Origin of the sequence: Variovorax glacialis (genome assembly GCF_051216375.1) — a bacterium.
Classification (GTDB): domain Bacteria; phylum Pseudomonadota; class Gammaproteobacteria; order Burkholderiales; family Burkholderiaceae_C; genus Variovorax.
In genome coordinates, this window is sequence record NZ_JBPJZT010000001.1 from 72,826 (window position 1) to 90,280 (window position 17,455).

Genomic DNA, 17,455 nt, shown 5'->3' on the forward strand with positions numbered 1-17,455 from the left:
AGTAGCCGGCGCAGCCCAGCAGTCCGCTCAGCGATGGAAAAGGCCATTATCGCGGTTTGCGAAGGCGGCGAGCGGCGCAAAATCCAGCGTCTTCACGATGCGTCCGTCGCGGCGTCCAGGTCATGCTGAATGCGCGCACGCAAGGCGAGGAGCGTCGGCGCGAGTTCGCGCACCACCGCCGCCAGGGGTTCGGCCGTCGACAGGCTCACGTTCAAGGCATACCGCGAGCCCTTGAACAGCAGTGGACTCGCTACAGCGACGACCTCGGGCTGCCAGGCGGCCGCACAGAAGCCCTTTTCCTCGACGTCGCGGATGGCCGCTGCGATCGCAGGCCCCAGTTGTGCCCATTGCGCACGCCGGCTGTGGCGGAAATGCGCGAACAGGGCCTTCCGCTGGGCTTCCGGCGCGCTGGCGAGGTAGGCGCGGCCGAGCGAAGTCAGTGCCATCGGAACACGCTGGCCCGAAACGACCCGCCGCAGGGAAGGCCGGCGGTTGTATCGGATCGATTCCAGGTAGACCATTTCGTCCCTGTCGGGAGCGGCCAGGCCCAGGTTGATCCGCTCCGCCTGGGCCACGGCGCCCATGTAAGGCGCGGCAATGGCGAGCACGGTGGAACCGGTGCGCATCGCGTGCGCCAAGCTGAGCACGGCGGGCGCCAGACGATACGCCCTCGTACGCGGTTCGACCTGCAGATAGCCAGACCCGACGAGCGTCTGCGTCAGCCGGCTCACCGTCGAGCGAGAAAGGCCCGTTCGCTCCGCAATCTCGGCGTTGCCCAGCAGTTCGGAGCCGGGACGGAAGGATCGCAGGATCTCGATGCCCCGCTCCAGCGACCTGTTTGCGGGCGAGACACCGGGTTTCTCTGCCCCGAGAGACTGCGCAAGCTTGGATGAATTCATGAGTCCGCACGAGTGTAGTGAATTCCACTGGTTGGAATCGAAGGTATGTCAAACGCAGCGCGGCTCCCTAAGCTTCTTCTGCACGGCGGCTTCATCCCGAAGCGCCAACCGCCAGAGACCTTTGCCCCCGTGGCAGGAGACAAACCAATGACCCTATCCTTCCGTTCCTTTCTGTGCCGTCTCGCAGCCTGCCTGGCCGCGACCGCGCTGGCAGCCTCCGCGGCTTTCGCCGTGTACCCCGACAAGCCCATCAAGCTCGTCGTTCCCTTTGCCCCGGGGGGCGGAACCGATGCCATCGCGCGCGCACTGGGCGTCGCGATGGGCCAGGCGCTGGGCAAGCCGGTCATCATCGACAACAAGCCCGGCGCAGGCACCATCATCGGCAGCGATGCTGTGGCCAAGAGCGCCCCCGACGGCTACACGGTGCTGGTGTCGACCTTCGCACATGCCATCAACCCCAGCCTGATGGCCAAGCTCCCGTACGACACGCACAAGGCGTTCGCACCCGTCATCCTGCTGGCGCGTGGCCCCAACGTCCTCGTCGTGCGTGCGGACAGTTCCTACAAGTCGGTGGCGGACGTGGTCGCGGCCGCGCGTTCCAACCCCGGCAAGCTCACCTACGCCTCGCAGGGCAACGGCACCTCCGCGCATCTTGCGGGCGAGATGTTCACCAACCTCGCCAAGGTGCAGATGACGCACATCCCGTACAAGGGCGCCGGACCGGCGCTGACGGATCTCCTCGGGGGCCAGGTCGACATGATGTTCGCCACCGCGGCAGCAGCCTCTTCCCAGGTCGCCTGCGGCAAGCTGCGCGCCATCGGGGTCACGACGCCACAACGCGCGCCCGCGCTCAAGGATGTGCCCGCCATCGCGGAGACCGTGCCCGGCTACGCCGTGGAAAGCTGGTATGGACTTTTCGTCCCGGCAACGACCCCGCCCGACGTCGTCGGCAAGCTCAACGCTGCGGCGAAGAAGGCCTCCGCGAGTGCCGAGTTTCGCAAGATGCTCGAACCGGAAGGACTCACGGTAAGCGCCGGAACGCCGGCCGAACTCGCTGACTTCGTCAGTTCCGAGACGTCGCGGTGGTCGCGGATCGTCAAGGAAAACAACGTCAAGACCGACTGAGCCGAAGAAGGATGATTGCCATGGACTACTCCCTGATCCAACTGCAGGTGGAAGGCGGCATCGCCACGCTGACCTTCAATCGCCCCGACAAGCGCAACGCCATGAGCGACGAGATGCGCACCGAGTTCGTCGACGCGCTGGAGCGCGTTGCCGCCGACAAGGCCATTCGGGCCCTGGTGCTTACGGGCGCCGGCAAGGGCTTCTGCGCCGGCGGCGACATCGCCGGCATGGAGCGCCGCATGAACGCGCCAGCCGGCGAGATTGCATTCAACGGCTGGCACCGGCAGCAACGCGTGCACCACACGCAGGCGCTGCTGCACACGATGCCCAAGCCGGTGATCGCTGCCGTGAACGGCGCCGCCTCCGGCCTCGGCGCGGACACCGCACTCGCGTGCGACTTCGTCATCGCGAGCGAGTGGGCCAGCTTCACCTGGTCCTACATCCACCGCGGCATCATCCCCGACGGCGGCGGCATGTACTTCCTGCCGCGCCGCGTCGGCTTGTCCAAGGCCAAGGAGCTGATCTTCACCGGCCGCAAGGTGGATGCCGCCGAGGCGCTTGCCCTGGGCATCGTGGACCGCAAGACCGCGGCGGACCGGCTCGTGGCCGATGCGCAGGCATGGGCGCTCGAATTGAGCACGGGTTCCGCGACAGCACTCGCGCTCTCCAAGACGATCCTGAACCAGACCTTCGAGCTGCCGGCCCAGCAGGTCTTCGCCCAGGGCAGCCAGGCGCAGGGCATCTGCTACACCAGCACCGAGCATCGCGAGTCGGTCCAGGCCTTCCTGGCCAAGGCCAACGCCAACCGGACGGAATGATGGACGCCCTCTCCCGATTGCTCCAGCCCCGAAGCGTCGCCGTGATCGGCGCCTCGGGCGACCCGGCCAAGACGGCCGGCCGTCCGGTGTCCTACCTGCTCAAGCATGGCTTCGCCGGCACGATCTACCCCGTGAACCCGAAGCTCGATCGCATCGGCGAGCTGCCGTGCTACCGCGATGTGGCCTCGCTGCCGGAGGTCCCCGATGTGGGCATCGTCCTGCTCGGCGCGGAGCGGGCCCATGTCGCCGTTCGCGAGCTCGCCGAACGAGGTGCGGCCGCGGCCATCGTGCTGGCGAGCGGGTACACCGAGACCGGCGCTGAAGGCGCACGGCGCCAGCAGCAACTGCTGGAGGCCGCGGGCGGCATGCGCATCCTGGGTCCCAACACCATCGGCCTGGTGAACCTCACCGACGACATCGTGCTCTCGGCCAGCGGCGCGCTGGAGATGGACCATTTCCACGCAGGCGCCATCGGCGTGGTGTCGCAGAGCGGCGGCATCCTCGGCGCGCTTCTGTCGCGAGCGTCCGCGCGGGGCATCGGCCTGTCGAAGCTGGTGTCGACCAGCAACGAGGTGGACCTCGAGCTGGCCGATTTCGTCGATGCGCTGGTCGACGATCCGGCCACGCGCGTGATTGCGCTGTACATCGAGGCGATCCGCTACCCGGAGAAGTTCCGCGCCGCCGCGCTCAGGGCCGCGCGTGCCGGCAAGCCCATCGTCGCCTTCAAGATCGGGCGCTCCGAGGCAGGCGCCAAGGCCGCCGTGTCGCACACGGGTGCGCTGGCCGGCGCGGACCGCATGTACGACGCCCTGTTCCGGCAGACCGGCGTGATCCGGGCACAGACCTTTGCCGATCTGCTCGACATCCCGGCGGCCCTCGCGACGGGCCGCGTCCTGCGTGGCAAGCGGGTCGCGATCCTGACCTCGACCGGCGGCGCCGGCACGCTCGTGTCCGACAGCCTGGGGGTGTCCGGCTTCGAGACGCCTGTGCCGGATGAGCCCACGGCGGCCGCCTTGCGCGCCCTGCAGACGGGCGATCACGCCGCGCTGGACCGCAACCCGATCGACGTCACCCTGGCGGGCCTTCAGCCTGATCTGCTGCGCGGTGCGATCAAGGCACTCCTGGCGAGTCCGAGCTACGACGCCCTCGTCGTCATCGTCGGCTCATCGGGCGTCGGCAGGCCCGAGCTGATGGCCGGCGCGATCGAGGACTGCCTGCCCCTGTCGGACAAGCCGGTGCTGGCCTATGTCAGCCCGCATGCGCCCGAGGCGGCCGCCCTGCTCACGCAGCACGGCGTGCCTGCATTCGTGGCCGCGGAGAGTTGCGCAGCGGCGCTGGCGGGCATGCAGCAGGCGAGCGAATGGCAGGCGCCAGTCGGCGAATCTGGCCGCGCTGCGCAAGTGCCGATGCAGGACCTGCCCAGGGGCTCGCTGGACGAGGCACAGGCCAAGCAGTTGTTCGCGCGCTTCGGCGTGCCCTGCGCCCGCGAGCGGGTCGTCGGAAGTGGCGAGGAAGCAGAACGCGCCGCGCGCGACCTGGAGGGACCGGTCGTCCTGAAGATCCTCTCCAGCGAGATCACGCACAAGAGCGACGTCGGCGGCGTGGCCGTGAATGTCCCGCCCGAGCAGGTCGCGGCACGGCTCGGCGCGATGGCCACCGAGGTGGAGCGGCAGACGGGCGTGCGCCCGGCCCGCTTCCTGGTGCAGGAGATGGTCAGCGGCGGAACCGAACTCATCCTCGGCATGCACCGCGACGCGCTCGGCACGGCCATCCTGCTCGGCATGGGCGGGGTCACCGCCGAACTCTTCAAGGACACGGCGATCCGCCTGTTGCCCGCGGAAGGCGGCCTCGGCCGCGACGAAGCCCTGGCCATGGCGCGCGAGCTCAAGACCTGGCCGCTGCTCGATGGCTTTCGCGGACGGCCCAAGGCCGACGTGGAAGCACTGGTCGACGCCATCGTCGCCTTCTCATGCATGGCCGCGCAGCTGGGCGATCACCTGGTGGAGGCCGAGATCAATCCGATCTTCGTGCTGCGCCAAGGCGCGGGCGTGCGTGCCGCCGACGGGGTCGTGGTGCTTCTCTGAAGGCGGCCGGGGCGAGTGGCGCCCCGCAACAACGGGGCAGCCGGCACGGCGCGCCGGTCGTGAAGCATTGCCTCCGTGATAACCCGTAAAACAGTCGATTGGCGAGCATGCGCGTTTGAATATCGAGCATATTTGCAGCAAGGAACGGGTTGCTGCCTTGCTTTCCGCCTTACAACGCTCGCCGGGTCGGGACATCAGCGCGTCTTGAACTCGGCGCGCCGGGCCTGGCAACAAGAAATCACTGAGGAGACACGACCATGCACAGAGCGGGATTCATTCGTCTGGCCATCGCCGGACTGCTTGCAACCGGCGTTGGCCTGGTACAGGCCCAGGACATCAAGATCGCCAACATCGTCGAACTCTCCGGACCCGGCACGACCTCCGGAACGATGTTCAAGAACGGCGTCGAGATGGCCATCAAGGAGATCAACGCTTCGGGCGGCATCCTCGGCAAGAAGATCAGCTACACCACGGAAGACACGCAGTCCAATCCGGGCGTCGCGAAGGGCCTCACGCAGAAGGCGGTGGACAACGAGGTCTTCGCCATCTACGGCCCTGTCTTCTCGGGCTCCATCATGGTGTCGATGGCCGAGAGCAAGCGTGGCGAGACGCCCAACTTCACCGGGGGCGAGGCGGCATCGATCACGCAGCAGGGCAATCCCTATGTCTTCCGGACCTCGTTCGGCCAGAGCATCGCCTTCCCCAAGGTGGCCCGCTACATCAACGCCAAGTCGAAGAAGCTCGCGGTCATCTATGTGAACAACGATTTCGGCAAGGGCGGGCAGGCTGCCATCAAGCAGTTGCTGGCCAATTCACCGACCCAGATCGTTGCCGAGATCTCGACGGAATCGGGCCAGGTCGATTTCTCCGCCGCGGTCATCCAGGCCAAGCAGTCGGGCGCCGACGCGCTGTTCGCCTATACCAACGAGGAAGAGTCGGCGCGACTGCTGCGCGAGCTGCGCAAGCAGGGATGGGACAAGCCCATGATCGGCGAGACGGTGCTGACCAGCGCCAAGGTGGTCGAGTTGGCCGGCGAGGCTGCCAACGGTGCCGTGGCCCACGTCGGCCTGACGGTGGATGCGCCGCAACTGCAGGACTTCGGCAAGCGCTACCAGACGGTCTACAACTCGGTGTCCGATCACAACGGCGTGAAGGGCTATACCGGCGTCTACATCCTGAAGGCCGCGATCGAGAAGGCAGGGAAGATCGACCGCAAGGCCGTGGCCGCGGCGCTGCACGACAGCTGCTTCAGCGCCAAGCAGAACCCCGGCATCCTGATGGACGTGTGCTTCGACGCCAAGGGCGACCTGGATCGCGACAGCTTCATGACGGAGATCCGCAACGGGAAGACGATGGTCGTCGAGACGCTGCCTCCGCTGACCGGCAAGAAATGACCGGCCGCGGCGGCCACATCGATCCGGGAGCACCGATTGTCTGATTCGCGTTTCATCCTGGCCGGTGTCATGGGCTGGCCCGTGGCCCACACGCGCTCGCCGGCCATCCACAACCACTGGATCGCGCACTACGGCCTCAAGGGCGCCTATGCTGGATGTGGCGCTCGACGCGCTGCCCGCGCAGGCGCTGGTCTCCGATGCGATCTACATCCCGCTGGAGACGCCCTTGCTGGCGCAGGCCCGGCTTCGCGGCCACCTCACCGTCAACGGCCTCGGCATGCTGCTGAACCAGGCGCGGCCCGCCTTCCAGGCGTGGTTCGGCGTGCTGCCCGAGTTGACGCCCGAACTGCGCGCGGCTGTCCAGGCGACGTTCTGACGTGACGTCGTGATCGCCCGAAGACCTTCGGCCGCTCGACGCGCATGACCGACTTCCTGCAGCTTTTCTTCAGCGGCCTGGCCACCGGAAGCATCTACGCGCTGGCCGCACTCGGCTTCACCTTGTTGTGGCAGGCATCGGGCACCATCAACTTCGCCCAGGGCGAGTTCGTGATGCTTCCCGCGTTCATGATGCTGATCCTGCTGCATCAGGGCGCCCCGATGGCGCTCAGCTTCGCGCTGACGGTCATCGTCGCGGTGGTGGTGCTGGGATGGCTCTTCAAGCGCGGCCTGGTCGACCCGCTCTTCCGCTTCGGCATGATGCCCATCGTGGTGGCGACCATCGGCCTGTCGATCGCCCTTCGCAATGGCGTGCGCGCGGGCTACAGTGCCGAGCCGCAACCGTTCCCGCAGATCTTCCCCGACACGGTGTTCCACGTGGCCGGCGTGGCGCTCTCGCCGAGCGATGTCGGCACCTTCGCCTTCGCGGTGGGCCTGGTGCTGCTGACGCAGGCCTTCCTCGCGAAGACGGTCACCGGCCGCGCCATGCAGGCCGTAGCCCAGAACACCGAAAGCGCGGCGGTGCTCGGCATCAACGTGCCACGCATGATCTTCTATACGTTTGCGATCAACGCGGTGCTCGCCACCGCCGCGGCCTTGCTGGTGACGCCGACCTACCTGGCCAAGTTCGACATGGGCGAGTCGCTCGGCAACAAGGCCTTCTTCGCGGCCATCATCGGCGGCTTCAACAACTCCCGCGGGGCCCTGCTGGGCGGGCTGATCGTCGGGGTGTGCGAGAACCTGGCCGCGGCGTACATCTCTCCCGCGTACAAGGACGCCGTGGCCCTGGTGATCTTCATGATCGTCATCCTGTTCAAGCCGCAAGGCCTGCTGGGACGCAAGCAGGAGCGCAAGGTATGAGGAAGGCTGGGCTCGGGCTCGGGCTGCTGTCGCTGGCGCTGCTCGTGCTCGTTCCGGCCTTCCTGAAGAACTACGGCATCCATCTCTTCACGACATGGCTGGTGTTCATCATCGCGAACATGGGTCTGAACCTCACGGTGGGCTACGCAGGCCAGAAATCGCTGGGCCATGCGGCGTTCTTCGGCATCGGTGCCTACACCGTGGCCATCTTCCTGCGCGAGGGCATCAGCTTCTGGCTCGGGCTGCCGGCCGGCGCGCTGCTGTGCTTCGTCGTCGGCCTGGGGCTGGGCTTTCCGGCGCTGCGCGTGCAGACGATCTATCTCGCCTTCGCGACGCTCGGCTTCAACACCGCGCTGTGGCTGGTGATGCGGAACGAGGAATGGCTGACCGGCGGCTCGTTCGGCATCAACAACATCGCGCGGCCGAGCCTCGGCGGGCTGAGCCTGGACGGCAACCTCGCCTTCTACTACCTCGTGCTGGTGGTCGCGCTGCTGCTCGCCGCCGCGATGTGGCTGCTGCTGCGCAGCCCCTGGGGCAAGGCCTTCAAGGCCCTGCGCGACAACCCGATCCGCGCGGAGAGCCTGGGCATCGACACGCGCAGCTATACGCTGCTGAGCTTCGCGATCGGCGCGGCCTACGCCGGCGTGGCGGGCGGGCTCTATGCGGCGCAGATGCAGTTCATCGATCCGGCCCTCTTCACGGTGGGCCAGTCGATCATGATGTACCTGATGGTGGTCGTGGGCGGCCCGGGCTATTTCCTCGGCCCGCTGCTCGGATCGGCCGTCGGGGTCATCCTGCCGGAGTGGCTGCGCTTCGCCCAGGCCTGGTATCTCTTCGTCTTCGGCACCGCCGTGGTCGTGCTGATGATCTGGCTGCCCGACGGCCTGCTCAGCCTGCCTGACCGCGTGCGGGCACGCCGCCGCTCGCGCGAGGCGTCGTCCGCGCGTGCGCTTCAGGCGCAAGGGGCGAAGCCGTGAGCGTCACGCAGCCGCTGCTCAAGGTGTCCGGCCTGAAGAAGGCCTACGGCGCCATCCAGGCCGTGGGCGGCGTGAGCTTCGAGGTGATGCCGGGCGAGATCTTCGGCGTGATCGGGCCGAACGGGTCCGGCAAGACGACGCTGTTCAACAGCATGCTCGGCCAGATCGCGCCGGACGAAGGAAAGATCGAGCTGAACGGCGAGAACGTGACCTCGCTCGGGCCGCTGCAGCTCAACCGCCGCGGCGTCGGGCGCACGTTCCAGACCCTGCAGGTCTTCGCGAGGATGAGCGTGCGCGACAACCTGCTGGTCGCCGCGCAGGAGCACCAGGGCTCGATGTTCAGCCGCATGTTCGCGCCCTCGGATTCGGGGCTGGGAAAGAAGGCCGATGCACTGATCGACCAGTTTCACATGGGCCACGTCGCCGACAAGCGCGCGGGGGAGCTTTCGTACGGCCAGCAGAAGCTGGTGGACATCGCGATGGCCTTCATGAGCGACCCGGCGCTGGTGCTGCTCGACGAACCCTGTGCAGGTGTCAATCCGAGTCTCGTGGGCGGCATCGGCCGGCTGCTGAAGCAGCTCAACCGCGATCCGGCCGCCGGCTCGCGCAGCTCGTTCGTGGTGATCGAACACAACATGGATTTCGTGATGGATCTCTGCCACCGCATCATGGTCATGGTGGAAGGCAAGGTCATGGCCATCGGCACCCCGGCGCAGATCCGCGCGAACAAGCAGGTGCTCGACGCCTACCTGGGAAGCTGACCGTGCGCGACACCTGCATCGAGTTCCGGGACGTGGTGGCGGGCTACAAGGATTTCATGATCCTCAACGACCTGTCGTTCCAGGTGCCGGGCGGGTCCATCACCCTGCTGATCGGTCCCAACGGCGCGGGCAAGTCGACCGTGCTGAAGACGCTCTTCGGCCTTCTCAAGCCACGCAAGGGGCGTATCACCCTCCATGGGCAGGACATCGCGGGCGCCACGCAGAAGGAACTGCTCGCACGCGGCATCGCCTTCGTTCCGCAGGGCCGCAACCTGTTCGGTCAGCTCAGCGCCTTCGAGAATCTCGAACTGGGCGGCATCACGCTGGGGATGAAGGTCACCCATGAGCGAATCCCGGAGGTGCTGGAGTTCTTTCCGCGCCTGAAGGAGCGCCTGCACTCGGCGGCTTCGACGCTCTCCGGTGGGGAGCAGAAGCAGTTGGAGATCGGTCGGGCCCTCCTGCTGCGGCCGAAGGTCCTCCTCATCGACGAGCCTTCGATCGGCCTGTCGCCGATCGTCGTGCAGGACGTCTTCAAGCTGCTGCGGAAACTCGCGGACCAGGGGACCACGGTGCTGATGGTCGAGCAGAACGTCAAGAGCGCGCTGAAGTTCGCCGACGACGCGATCGCGCTCGAATCCGGACGGCTGGTGCTGCACAAGTCCGCGAGCGAAATCCTGCTCGACCCGCAGATGGAGCGCCTGTTCCTCGGCGGCGCGCACGCGATGGCCGGCGTCAGCGAAGCTGCGCCTCGATAGCCTCGCGCGTCCATCCGGGCGCGACCATCCCGATGAAGTCGAAGGCGAACTTCTTCAACAGATGGTCTCGCCGCAGGCTGATCATCGCGGTCGACGAGGGGAACAGGTGGTCGACCGGCACGGCGCGCAGGTCCTTGTCCTGCGCCGCGTTGAACGCCATCTTCTGCAGCACGGCCACCCCGACACCCGCAGCGACATAGGCTTTGATGATGCTCGCGTCCATCGCCCGCATCACGACCCAGGGCGTGACGCCATGCCGTCGAAACTCGCTCTGGACGACCGACCCCGATGTGTAGCTGTTGTCGTAGGTGATGAGCGGCCATCGCGCGATCTGCTCCATCGTCACCTTGCCCATCTTCAACAGCGGATGGCGCGGCGGCACGATCAGGCACCGGTCGATGTCGTAGGCCTTCACCGAGACGATGCCCTTGGGCACCGCGTCCGGAAGCGTGCAAAGGCCGATGTCGAGGGTTCCTGCCGTCACGCCCGCCAGGATCTGGGACGGGGGGCCGACGGTGAATTCGAGCTTCACCTGCGGATAGACCGACAGGAACCGCCTGGTCACTTCGATCAATGAATAGCGCGCGTGGATGTGGGTCGTCCCGACGCGCAAGGTGCCTTCGCTGTCGGCAGGCAGATCCTGCTTCAGGCGCCTGAGGGCCTGGGCGTCCTGCAGCACCCGGGCGCACAGCGAGAGCGCTTCCTTGCCGGGCTCGGTCAGCGCCGTGAGGCGGTTGCCGGACCGCACGAACAGCTCGACGCCGATCTCCTTTTCGAGCGCGCGGATCATCTTGCTGACGCCCGGCTGCGTGGTGTGCAGCGCTTCGGCCGCGCGCGACACGCTGAAGCCGCTGTCGACGACCTGGCGCACGCACTGGAGCTGCTGGAAGGTGATGGGCACTGCGCAATCCAGTATGCCTTGAGGGCAATGATGACGGCCTAAATATTCATTTTACACAATGGTCTTCGGCGTCAAGAATCGCGTCACCCCAAGCAATCCCGGAACCAGAGACATGCCAGAGGCTGCCGATCCCCACGACGTGAATGCGAGTTTCCGGGGCGGTGGCCGCTCCGTCGAATACCTCGACCGGATCAACAAGGCCTCGATCGTGGCCCTGCACGAGGCGCACATCGTGACGCCCGGCATGGCTCGGCGCATCGCGACCGGCATCCTCGCGGTGATGCGGACCGAGCAGGACATGCCACGGCAGTGGTCCGCCGACTACCTCGACTACGAACCGAAGCTGCTGGCCGCCGTGGGCCCCGACGCCTCGCGCCTGCATTGCGGACGCAGCCGGCAGGACATCTCCGCGACCATCGCGCGCATGAACCTGCGCGCAGGGGTGCTCGACGAAAGCGACGCGCTGATCGAGGCCCGCCAGGCCTTGCTCGCCCTGGCGGAAGCGCACAAGGAGACCATCGTGCCGGCCTACACGCACGGCGTGCAGGCCCAGCCGACGACCCTCGCCCACTACCTGCTCGGCATGGGCGGCGCGCTGGCTCGCAGTTCGTCGCGGCTGCGAGCCGCATACGGGCACGTCAACGAGGGGCCGCTGGGATCGGCGGCCCTCACGACGTCGAGCTTCGCGCTCGATCGTCACCGCCTGGCTTCGCTCCTGGGATTCGACGGGCTCGTCGAGAACGCCTACGACGCGAACCATCTCGCGCCCGTCGACACCAGCCTCGAAGTGGCCGCCGCGCTCGGGATCGCAGCGGTGCAGATCGGGCAGTTCGCGCAGGATCTCCATGCGCAATACGCGTCGCCGACGCCGTGGATGACCCTGCAGCGGGGCGAACTCGTCGGGGTCAGCAGCATCATGCCGCAGAAGCGCAATCCGGCCGCCCTGGAGCAGTTGCGCGTGCAGAGCAGCATGCTGCTCGGCGAGATGCAGGCGGTGTCGCTCCTGGCGCACAACGTGCGCAGCGGGATGTTCGACTACCGGGCCTACGACCCGGTGCCGAGCGGCCGGGCCCTCGCCCTGTTCGAGCTGCTGCGCAAGGTGCTCGGCGGACTCGTCGTCGACAAGGAGCGCGCGCTCGCCGAGGTCCTCGCCGACTATTCGACGGCGACCGAGATCGCGGACGCCCTGCTGCAGCGCGCGGATGTCCCCTTTCGCATCGGCCACCACTTCGCGTCGGCTCTGACAGACTTCGGCCGCGCGCGCCATCTCAGCCTGCGCGAGATTCCCTACCGCGAGGCCGCCCGCATCTACGAGTCCATGGCCTCGCATGCCTTCCCGCTGGACGCGCAAGCCTTCGCCGAGGTCGCGAGCCCCGAGTACATGGTCTTCGGCCGCAAGGGGGCCGGCGGCCCGCAGATCGCCGAGGTGGACCGGATGCTTTCCCGTCAACGCGAATCCGTCGCTGCCGACCGTGCCTGGACGCAATCCCGCCGCGCCGAGTTGTCACATGCCGATGCCCGGCTGGACGCCGCCGTCGAGGCGATCGCGAACGGCGCGACGGCCTCTTTCCCCACCATTCCTTCGAACCCGGAGACAACCTCATGAAAAGACTTCTCTCGCTGCTGGCGGTCCTGACCGTATCGCTCTCCGCCATGGCCGCGCCCTACCCGGACAAGCCGGTGCGCATCGTCGTGCCGTATTCCCCGGGCGGCGGCGGCGACGTGGTGGGCCGCCCGCTCTCCCAGGAACTGGGCAAGCAGTTGGGCAGCTCGTTCTTCATCGACAACCGCGGCGGCGCGGGCGGCAACATCGGCATGGAGTACGTGGCGCAGTCGCCGGCGGACGGCTATTCGGTGGTGCTCGCCCTCACCTCGCAACTGGCGATCAACCAGGCCCTGTACCCCAAGCTGCGCTACGACGCGCTGACGGATTTCGTGCCGATCACGCTGCTGGGCTCGGCGCCCTACTTTCTCGCGGTCAACGCGTCGCTGCCGGTGAAGAACCTGGCCGAGTTCATCCAGCTCGCGAAGTCGAAGCCCGGCGGCATGTCCTATGCATCGACGGGCAACGGCAGCGGCCTGCACCTGTCGATGGAGCTGCTCAAGTCGATGGCCGGCATCGACCTCGTGCACGTGCCGTACAAGGGCGGCGGCGCGGCACTGACCGACCTGCTCTCGGGCAATGTGCAGGCGATGTTCGTGAGCTACGGGACCGGCAACGCGCAGATCAAGGCCGGCAAGATCCGGGTTCTCGCCGTGTCGTCCAGCCAACGCTCGCCGGCGCTGCCGGACGTCCCGACCATCGCGGAAGCCGGCGTGCCGGGCTACGAGTCCGGGGTCTGGTACGCCCTGCTCGCGCCGCACGGCACGCCGAAGGAGGTCGTCAAGCGCCTGCACGACGGGTCGGTGGCCGCGCTCCAGTCGAAGGACCTGCGCGAACGCTTCGCGTCGGACGGCGTCAAGGCCATCGGCTCGACGCCGGAGGACCTCACGAAATACATCCAGTCCGAGCGGGTCAAGTGGGCCGAGGTCGTGAAGCGGTCAGGGGCCACGGTCGAGTGAGAGCGTCAACCGCCCGGCGGAACCCGAGACATCGCACGGATCCGGACCTATCATGCGTCGACCCGGCCCATCACGTGTGTCGGCAGTGCCATCAAGGACACGCATATGGACAACCCACCGTCAGGGCTTTCGCGTCGCGGCTTCGTGGGCGGCATCGGTGCCGGAGGACTCGCCCTTGGCGCCAGTCTGATGGGTCAGCCCGGAAGGGCAGCGGCCGCATCCGTGATCGACGTGAGCACGGTCACCACGCCCATCTCCAGCGTGCAGGCCCTGCCGAACGCGTATTACCTGACCAACGTCCGCGTCGAGACTGGGTTTATCGAGGAAAGGAAGCCCTGGCTCGATACGCCGGTCATCGCTCATACCAGGACCGAACTGAAGACGCTGCGCATCGCCAACGGCGCGGTGGCCGAAATCCTGGAGACGAAGTCGCCTGTTCCTCCAGACGCAGCGGTCTATGACGCGCAGGGGCAGTTGATGCTGCCGACCTTTCGGGACATGCACATCCATCTGGACAAGACCTTCTACGGCGGCCCGTGGGAAGCGACACTTCCCACGCAGCATGGACGCGCAGACCGCGTCGCCCAGGAGCAGGAACTTCTGCCCCGGCTTCTCCCGGTGGCCGAAGAGCGGACGGCTGCAATGATCCGTCTCATGCATTCGCAAGGCACGACGGTGTGCCGCAGCCACTGCAATGTCGATCCCGTCAGCAAGCTGGGGAATCTCGAACATCTCAAGGCGTCGCTGGACCGGTACAAAGGTACGCTTGATTCAAGGATCATCATCTTTCCGCAACACGGCCTGTTGGCCTCCGACAGCGTGGGATTGATGCGCGAAGCGTTGAAGTCGGGCGGCGTCAGCTATGTCGGTGGGGTCGATCCCACCTCATTCGATCACGCGATGGAGAAGTCGGTCGACACGACGGTTCAGCTCGCGGTCGATTTCAACGTCGGGATCGACATCCACATCCATGAGCCGCGCGGAACCGCGATACCCGCATTCAATCGCTTCATGGATCACGTGGAGAAGAACAAGCAACTGCAAGGCAACGTGACCTTCAGCCACGCCTATTCCCTGGCCGAACTCTCCAAGGACGAACTCAAGGACATCGCCGCCCGCATGAAGGCACTCGGCATCACGCTGGCCAGCGCGGTTCCGTTGGGCAAGAACGCCATGCCGCTACGCGAACTGCACGAGGCGGGCGTCAAGGTGATCTGCGGCACCGACAGCGTCATGGACTGGTGGAATTCGTTCGGCAATTGCGACATCCTGCAGAAGGCGCAGGAGATTGCCCGAATCCAGTACCCCAGCACCGAATACGACATCAGCCGCACGCTGGGGTATGCGACCGGCTTCGTCACTCCGCTCAACGACAAAGGTGAGCAGGCGTGGCCGAAAGCCGGGGACGAGGCGAGCTTCAATCTTCTGCCGGCGAGTTGCTCGGCCGAAGCGGTTGCCCGTCTGCCCGTCCGCAATGCCGTATTTCACAAGGGCAGACTCGTCCACGGCGCCGTGCCGAAGGCCGTCTGACCGCCTGCTTTCCGGGGCAGGACTTGCTCACCCGCGTGCTGCGCCATCCAGGTGCAGCCAACCCGCCACGAACGCGGCCAGGAACAGCGTCTCGCCGACCATCAGGGCGATGGGCTTCCATCCCACCGTTGCAAGCTCTTTCAAACGGGTCTTCATGCCGATCGCGGCGATCGACGCGACGAGGCACCATTGCGAATGGTCCACGCCCGCCTGGGTGACGGCCTTGGGCACCCAGCCCGTGCTGTTGATCGCGACCAGTGCCGCGAAGGCGATCGCGAAGAAGGGCAGGAGCGGCGGACGCTTGCCTTCGACGGCGCTGCCTTGATGAGCTCGCGTCAGGAAGCCCGCGAACACGATCACCGGCAGGAGCATCGCAACGCGCAGCAGCTTCACGAAGGTGGCGGCATCGCCCGTGGCGTTGGAAATGCCATAGCCGGCGCCAACGACCTGGGCCACGTCATGGATGGTGCCCCCGAGGAAGATGCCGGCCTGTACCGGATCGAGGCCGAGCGCGCGCACGATCATCGGATAGATGATCATCGCGAGCGTCGACAGCGCGCTGACGCTGATCACGGTAAACAACGTGGCGCGTTCCCGCATGGGATGGTTCGGCATGGCCGCAGAAAGCGCCATGGCCGCCGACGCACCGCAGATCGCGACTGCGCCGCCCGTGAGCAAGCCGAAGAAGCTTCGATACCCCATGAGCCTGGCCAAACCGATACCCAGGCCGATGGTGAGCGCGACCGACGCCACCACCATCAACACCGGGTGCCAACCCATCGCGGCAATCTGGCCGGTCGTGATGCGCAAGCCCAGCAGCGCCACGCCCAGGCGCAGCACCTGGCGTGCCGTCCACTCGATGCCGGCGATGCAGGGGCCGTCGGCGGACAGGAAGTTCATTGCCATGCCGAGCAGCAGCGCGAAGAGCATGACAGGCGCGCCGTAGTGCTGCGACAGGAACGTGGCCGCTGCGGCCACGACGCCACTGGCGAGGACGCCCGGGAACAACTGGCGTCCGAGCGTCGGCCAACCCGCCAAGGTCAATGCAGTCATGGTGATGCGCTCGCAACCGGGCGAAGGGTTCAATCAGAAGATGTGCCGAATGCCGACGTCGTAGCCGGTCGACGACTTTGGCGTCGGCACGGCGCCGTTGATCGCCTTCGTGAAGAAGGCGGGCCCGCCAACGGTCAGGTCCGCACCATTCTTGTTGTCGATCCGCGCAGCCGTCGCGTAGACGGCCGTCCGCGCCGACAGGTTGTACACATAGCCGAGGGCGAACTTCTCGGACTTCGGGTCCGGCGCCAGACCAGGCGCGATCTGATTCGCGGCAGTGACGTTGTTGTACTTCACCTGCGTATAGACGGCGCGAATCAGGCCCGGCCCGACCGGTATGTTCAGGCCGACCAGCGCGCCATTGGCGCCCGGGCTGGTGAACCCGAAAGCGTTCGCGACTGGCGGGACGCCGGAGAACTCCGTCTTCAGCTTGTTGTGCGAGTACTCGCCGAACAGCTTGACGACGCCGAAGTCGTACGTGGCGGCGAGGTTCCAGATGTCGAGGTTGGTCCTCGTGCCCAGGAAGTACTGGTCGCCGATCGTGCTTTGACCCGCGGCCACCGCTACATCCAGCGGGCCTTTCGTGTAGCCGAAGCGACCGCCGACGTAGCGCCCGGTCCGCTGGGTGTTCGGCGTGTTCGGTGTCAGGGCGCCCGGGTCGTACTTGATCGCTTCGTTGAAGGCGTACATGACCTGGCCATAGAAGCCGCCCAGGTCCGGCGGCAGGAAATAGCCCACCGAGTTGGAAGCGCGAATGTAGTTGGGATTGGCCTGGAAGCCGTTGGCTGCCTGGCCCGGCGTATTGAAGCCGCTCGCGGTGGCGATCAGGTTGATGCCCACGCCGTTCGAGGTGAACGGATCGGCCACGGCGTCGTTCCAGAACGTGGGCGTGTAGTCCCTGCCGAGGCGGATTTCGCCCAGCACGCCCGACAGGCTGACCGTCGAACGACGGTTGAAGACAAGACCCCCGCCGGACCCGAGGCCGGCGCCCGTGTCGTTGAGGATCCCGGCTTCGAGCCAGAAGCTGGCCGCCGCACCGCCACCGAGATCCTCCGTGCCGCGGAAGCCCAGGCGACTGCTCGCGTAGCCGCCGCTGTTCTGCACGGTGCTGCTCGTCGTGACGCCGACGCCGAACGGCGTCTCTGCCCTGTTCGAATAGCCGCTGACCGTGGCGTCGACGACGCCGAACAGCGTGACGGAGGACTGGGCCGCAGCACCACCGGCGGCGAGGACGGTCAAGGCGATCAGGGGTTTTTTCATTGGGCGTCTCTTCGTTGTCTTCGTGACTCGCTCGTTCGAG

The 17,455-nt window shown here is 66.7% G+C and carries 16 protein-coding genes; 12 read left to right on the top strand and 4 right to left on the bottom strand.

Annotated elements, in window-relative coordinates; all coding sequences use genetic code 11:
- Nucleotides 1-92 precede the first annotated feature (92 nt).
- A complete protein-coding gene (locus ACSFBL_RS00360) occupies nucleotides 93-899 on the bottom strand; it encodes an IclR family transcriptional regulator (protein ID WP_435513745.1) in 807 nt (268 codons plus the stop codon).
- A 147-nt stretch (nucleotides 900-1,046) separates the two neighbouring features.
- Between ACSFBL_RS00360 and ACSFBL_RS00365 the strand changes: the two genes are divergently transcribed.
- The 9 genes from ACSFBL_RS00365 to ACSFBL_RS00405 all read left to right on the top strand — a co-directional run bounded on the left by ACSFBL_RS00365 (nucleotide 1,047) and on the right by ACSFBL_RS00405 (nucleotide 10,109).
- Nucleotides 1,047-2,024 carry a tripartite tricarboxylate transporter substrate binding protein gene (locus tag ACSFBL_RS00365; RefSeq protein WP_435513746.1) on the top strand — a complete coding sequence of 326 codons (978 nt, stop codon included), beginning with the start codon at nucleotides 1,047-1,049 and terminating at the stop codon, nucleotides 2,022-2,024.
- 20 nt (nucleotides 2,025-2,044) lie between these two features.
- Complete coding sequence (locus ACSFBL_RS00370; RefSeq protein ID WP_435513747.1) at nucleotides 2,045-2,842, top strand: enoyl-CoA hydratase/isomerase family protein; 798 nt, start codon at nucleotides 2,045-2,047, stop codon at nucleotides 2,840-2,842.
- Nucleotides 2,842-4,926, top strand: a complete 2,085-nt coding sequence (locus ACSFBL_RS00375) for an acetate--CoA ligase family protein (protein WP_435513748.1) — start codon at nucleotides 2,842-2,844, stop codon at nucleotides 4,924-4,926. Before ACSFBL_RS00370 ends, ACSFBL_RS00375 begins: the two co-directional genes overlap by 1 nt.
- Nucleotides 4,927-5,183: 257 nt before the next feature.
- Nucleotides 5,184-6,320: an ABC transporter substrate-binding protein gene (locus tag ACSFBL_RS00380; protein WP_435513749.1), complete on the top strand. Its 1,137-nt coding sequence runs from the start codon at nucleotides 5,184-5,186 to the stop codon at nucleotides 6,318-6,320.
- Between the two features lie 148 nt (nucleotides 6,321-6,468).
- The gene (locus ACSFBL_RS00385; RefSeq protein ID WP_435513750.1) at nucleotides 6,469-6,696 is read left to right on the top strand and encodes a hypothetical protein; all 228 of its coding nucleotides are present in this window, start codon (nucleotides 6,469-6,471) and stop codon (nucleotides 6,694-6,696) included.
- Between the two features lie 44 nt (nucleotides 6,697-6,740).
- Nucleotides 6,741-7,616 carry a branched-chain amino acid ABC transporter permease gene (locus ACSFBL_RS00390; protein ID WP_435513751.1) on the top strand — a complete coding sequence of 292 codons (876 nt, stop codon included), beginning with the start codon at nucleotides 6,741-6,743 and terminating at the stop codon, nucleotides 7,614-7,616.
- Nucleotides 7,613-8,593 (top strand): branched-chain amino acid ABC transporter permease, encoded by a 981-nt coding sequence (locus ACSFBL_RS00395; protein ID WP_435513752.1) that lies wholly within the window; start codon nucleotides 7,613-7,615, stop codon nucleotides 8,591-8,593. Before ACSFBL_RS00390 ends, ACSFBL_RS00395 begins: the two co-directional genes overlap by 4 nt.
- Nucleotides 8,590-9,354, top strand: a complete 765-nt coding sequence (locus ACSFBL_RS00400; protein WP_435513753.1) for an ABC transporter ATP-binding protein — start codon at nucleotides 8,590-8,592, stop codon at nucleotides 9,352-9,354. Before ACSFBL_RS00395 ends, ACSFBL_RS00400 begins: the two co-directional genes overlap by 4 nt.
- A 56-nt stretch (nucleotides 9,355-9,410) precedes the next feature.
- The gene (locus tag ACSFBL_RS00405) at nucleotides 9,411-10,109 is read left to right on the top strand and encodes an ABC transporter ATP-binding protein (RefSeq protein WP_435514507.1); all 699 of its coding nucleotides are present in this window, start codon (nucleotides 9,411-9,413) and stop codon (nucleotides 10,107-10,109) included.
- Here the strand turns inward: ACSFBL_RS00405 and ACSFBL_RS00410 are convergent.
- Nucleotides 10,087-11,010, bottom strand: a complete 924-nt coding sequence (locus ACSFBL_RS00410; protein ID WP_435513754.1) for a LysR substrate-binding domain-containing protein — start codon at nucleotides 11,008-11,010, stop codon at nucleotides 10,087-10,089. The genes ACSFBL_RS00405 and ACSFBL_RS00410 overlap by 23 nt on opposite strands.
- Before the next feature lie 112 nt (nucleotides 11,011-11,122).
- Between ACSFBL_RS00410 and ACSFBL_RS00415 the strand changes: the two genes are divergently transcribed.
- The 3 genes from ACSFBL_RS00415 to ACSFBL_RS00425 all read left to right on the top strand — a co-directional run bounded on the left by ACSFBL_RS00415 (nucleotide 11,123) and on the right by ACSFBL_RS00425 (nucleotide 15,102).
- Nucleotides 11,123-12,616, top strand: coding sequence for a lyase family protein (locus ACSFBL_RS00415; RefSeq protein WP_435513755.1), 1,494 nt, complete (start codon nucleotides 11,123-11,125; stop codon nucleotides 12,614-12,616).
- A complete protein-coding gene (locus tag ACSFBL_RS00420) occupies nucleotides 12,613-13,572 on the top strand; it encodes a Bug family tripartite tricarboxylate transporter substrate binding protein (protein WP_435513756.1) in 960 nt (319 codons plus the stop codon). Before ACSFBL_RS00415 ends, ACSFBL_RS00420 begins: the two co-directional genes overlap by 4 nt.
- Before the next feature lie 105 nt (nucleotides 13,573-13,677).
- Complete coding sequence (locus tag ACSFBL_RS00425) at nucleotides 13,678-15,102, top strand: amidohydrolase (protein WP_435513757.1); 1,425 nt, start codon at nucleotides 13,678-13,680, stop codon at nucleotides 15,100-15,102.
- Between the two features lie 27 nt (nucleotides 15,103-15,129).
- Here the strand turns inward: ACSFBL_RS00425 and ACSFBL_RS00430 are convergent, their stop codons facing one another.
- Nucleotides 15,130-16,155 carry a YeiH family protein gene (locus ACSFBL_RS00430; RefSeq protein WP_435513758.1) on the bottom strand — a complete coding sequence of 342 codons (1,026 nt, stop codon included), beginning with the start codon at nucleotides 16,153-16,155 and terminating at the stop codon, nucleotides 15,130-15,132.
- 33 nt (nucleotides 16,156-16,188) lie between these two features.
- Nucleotides 16,189-17,415 (bottom strand): porin, encoded by a 1,227-nt coding sequence (locus tag ACSFBL_RS00435; RefSeq protein WP_435513759.1) that lies wholly within the window; start codon nucleotides 17,413-17,415, stop codon nucleotides 16,189-16,191.
- Between the last annotated feature and the right edge of the window lie 40 nt (nucleotides 17,416-17,455).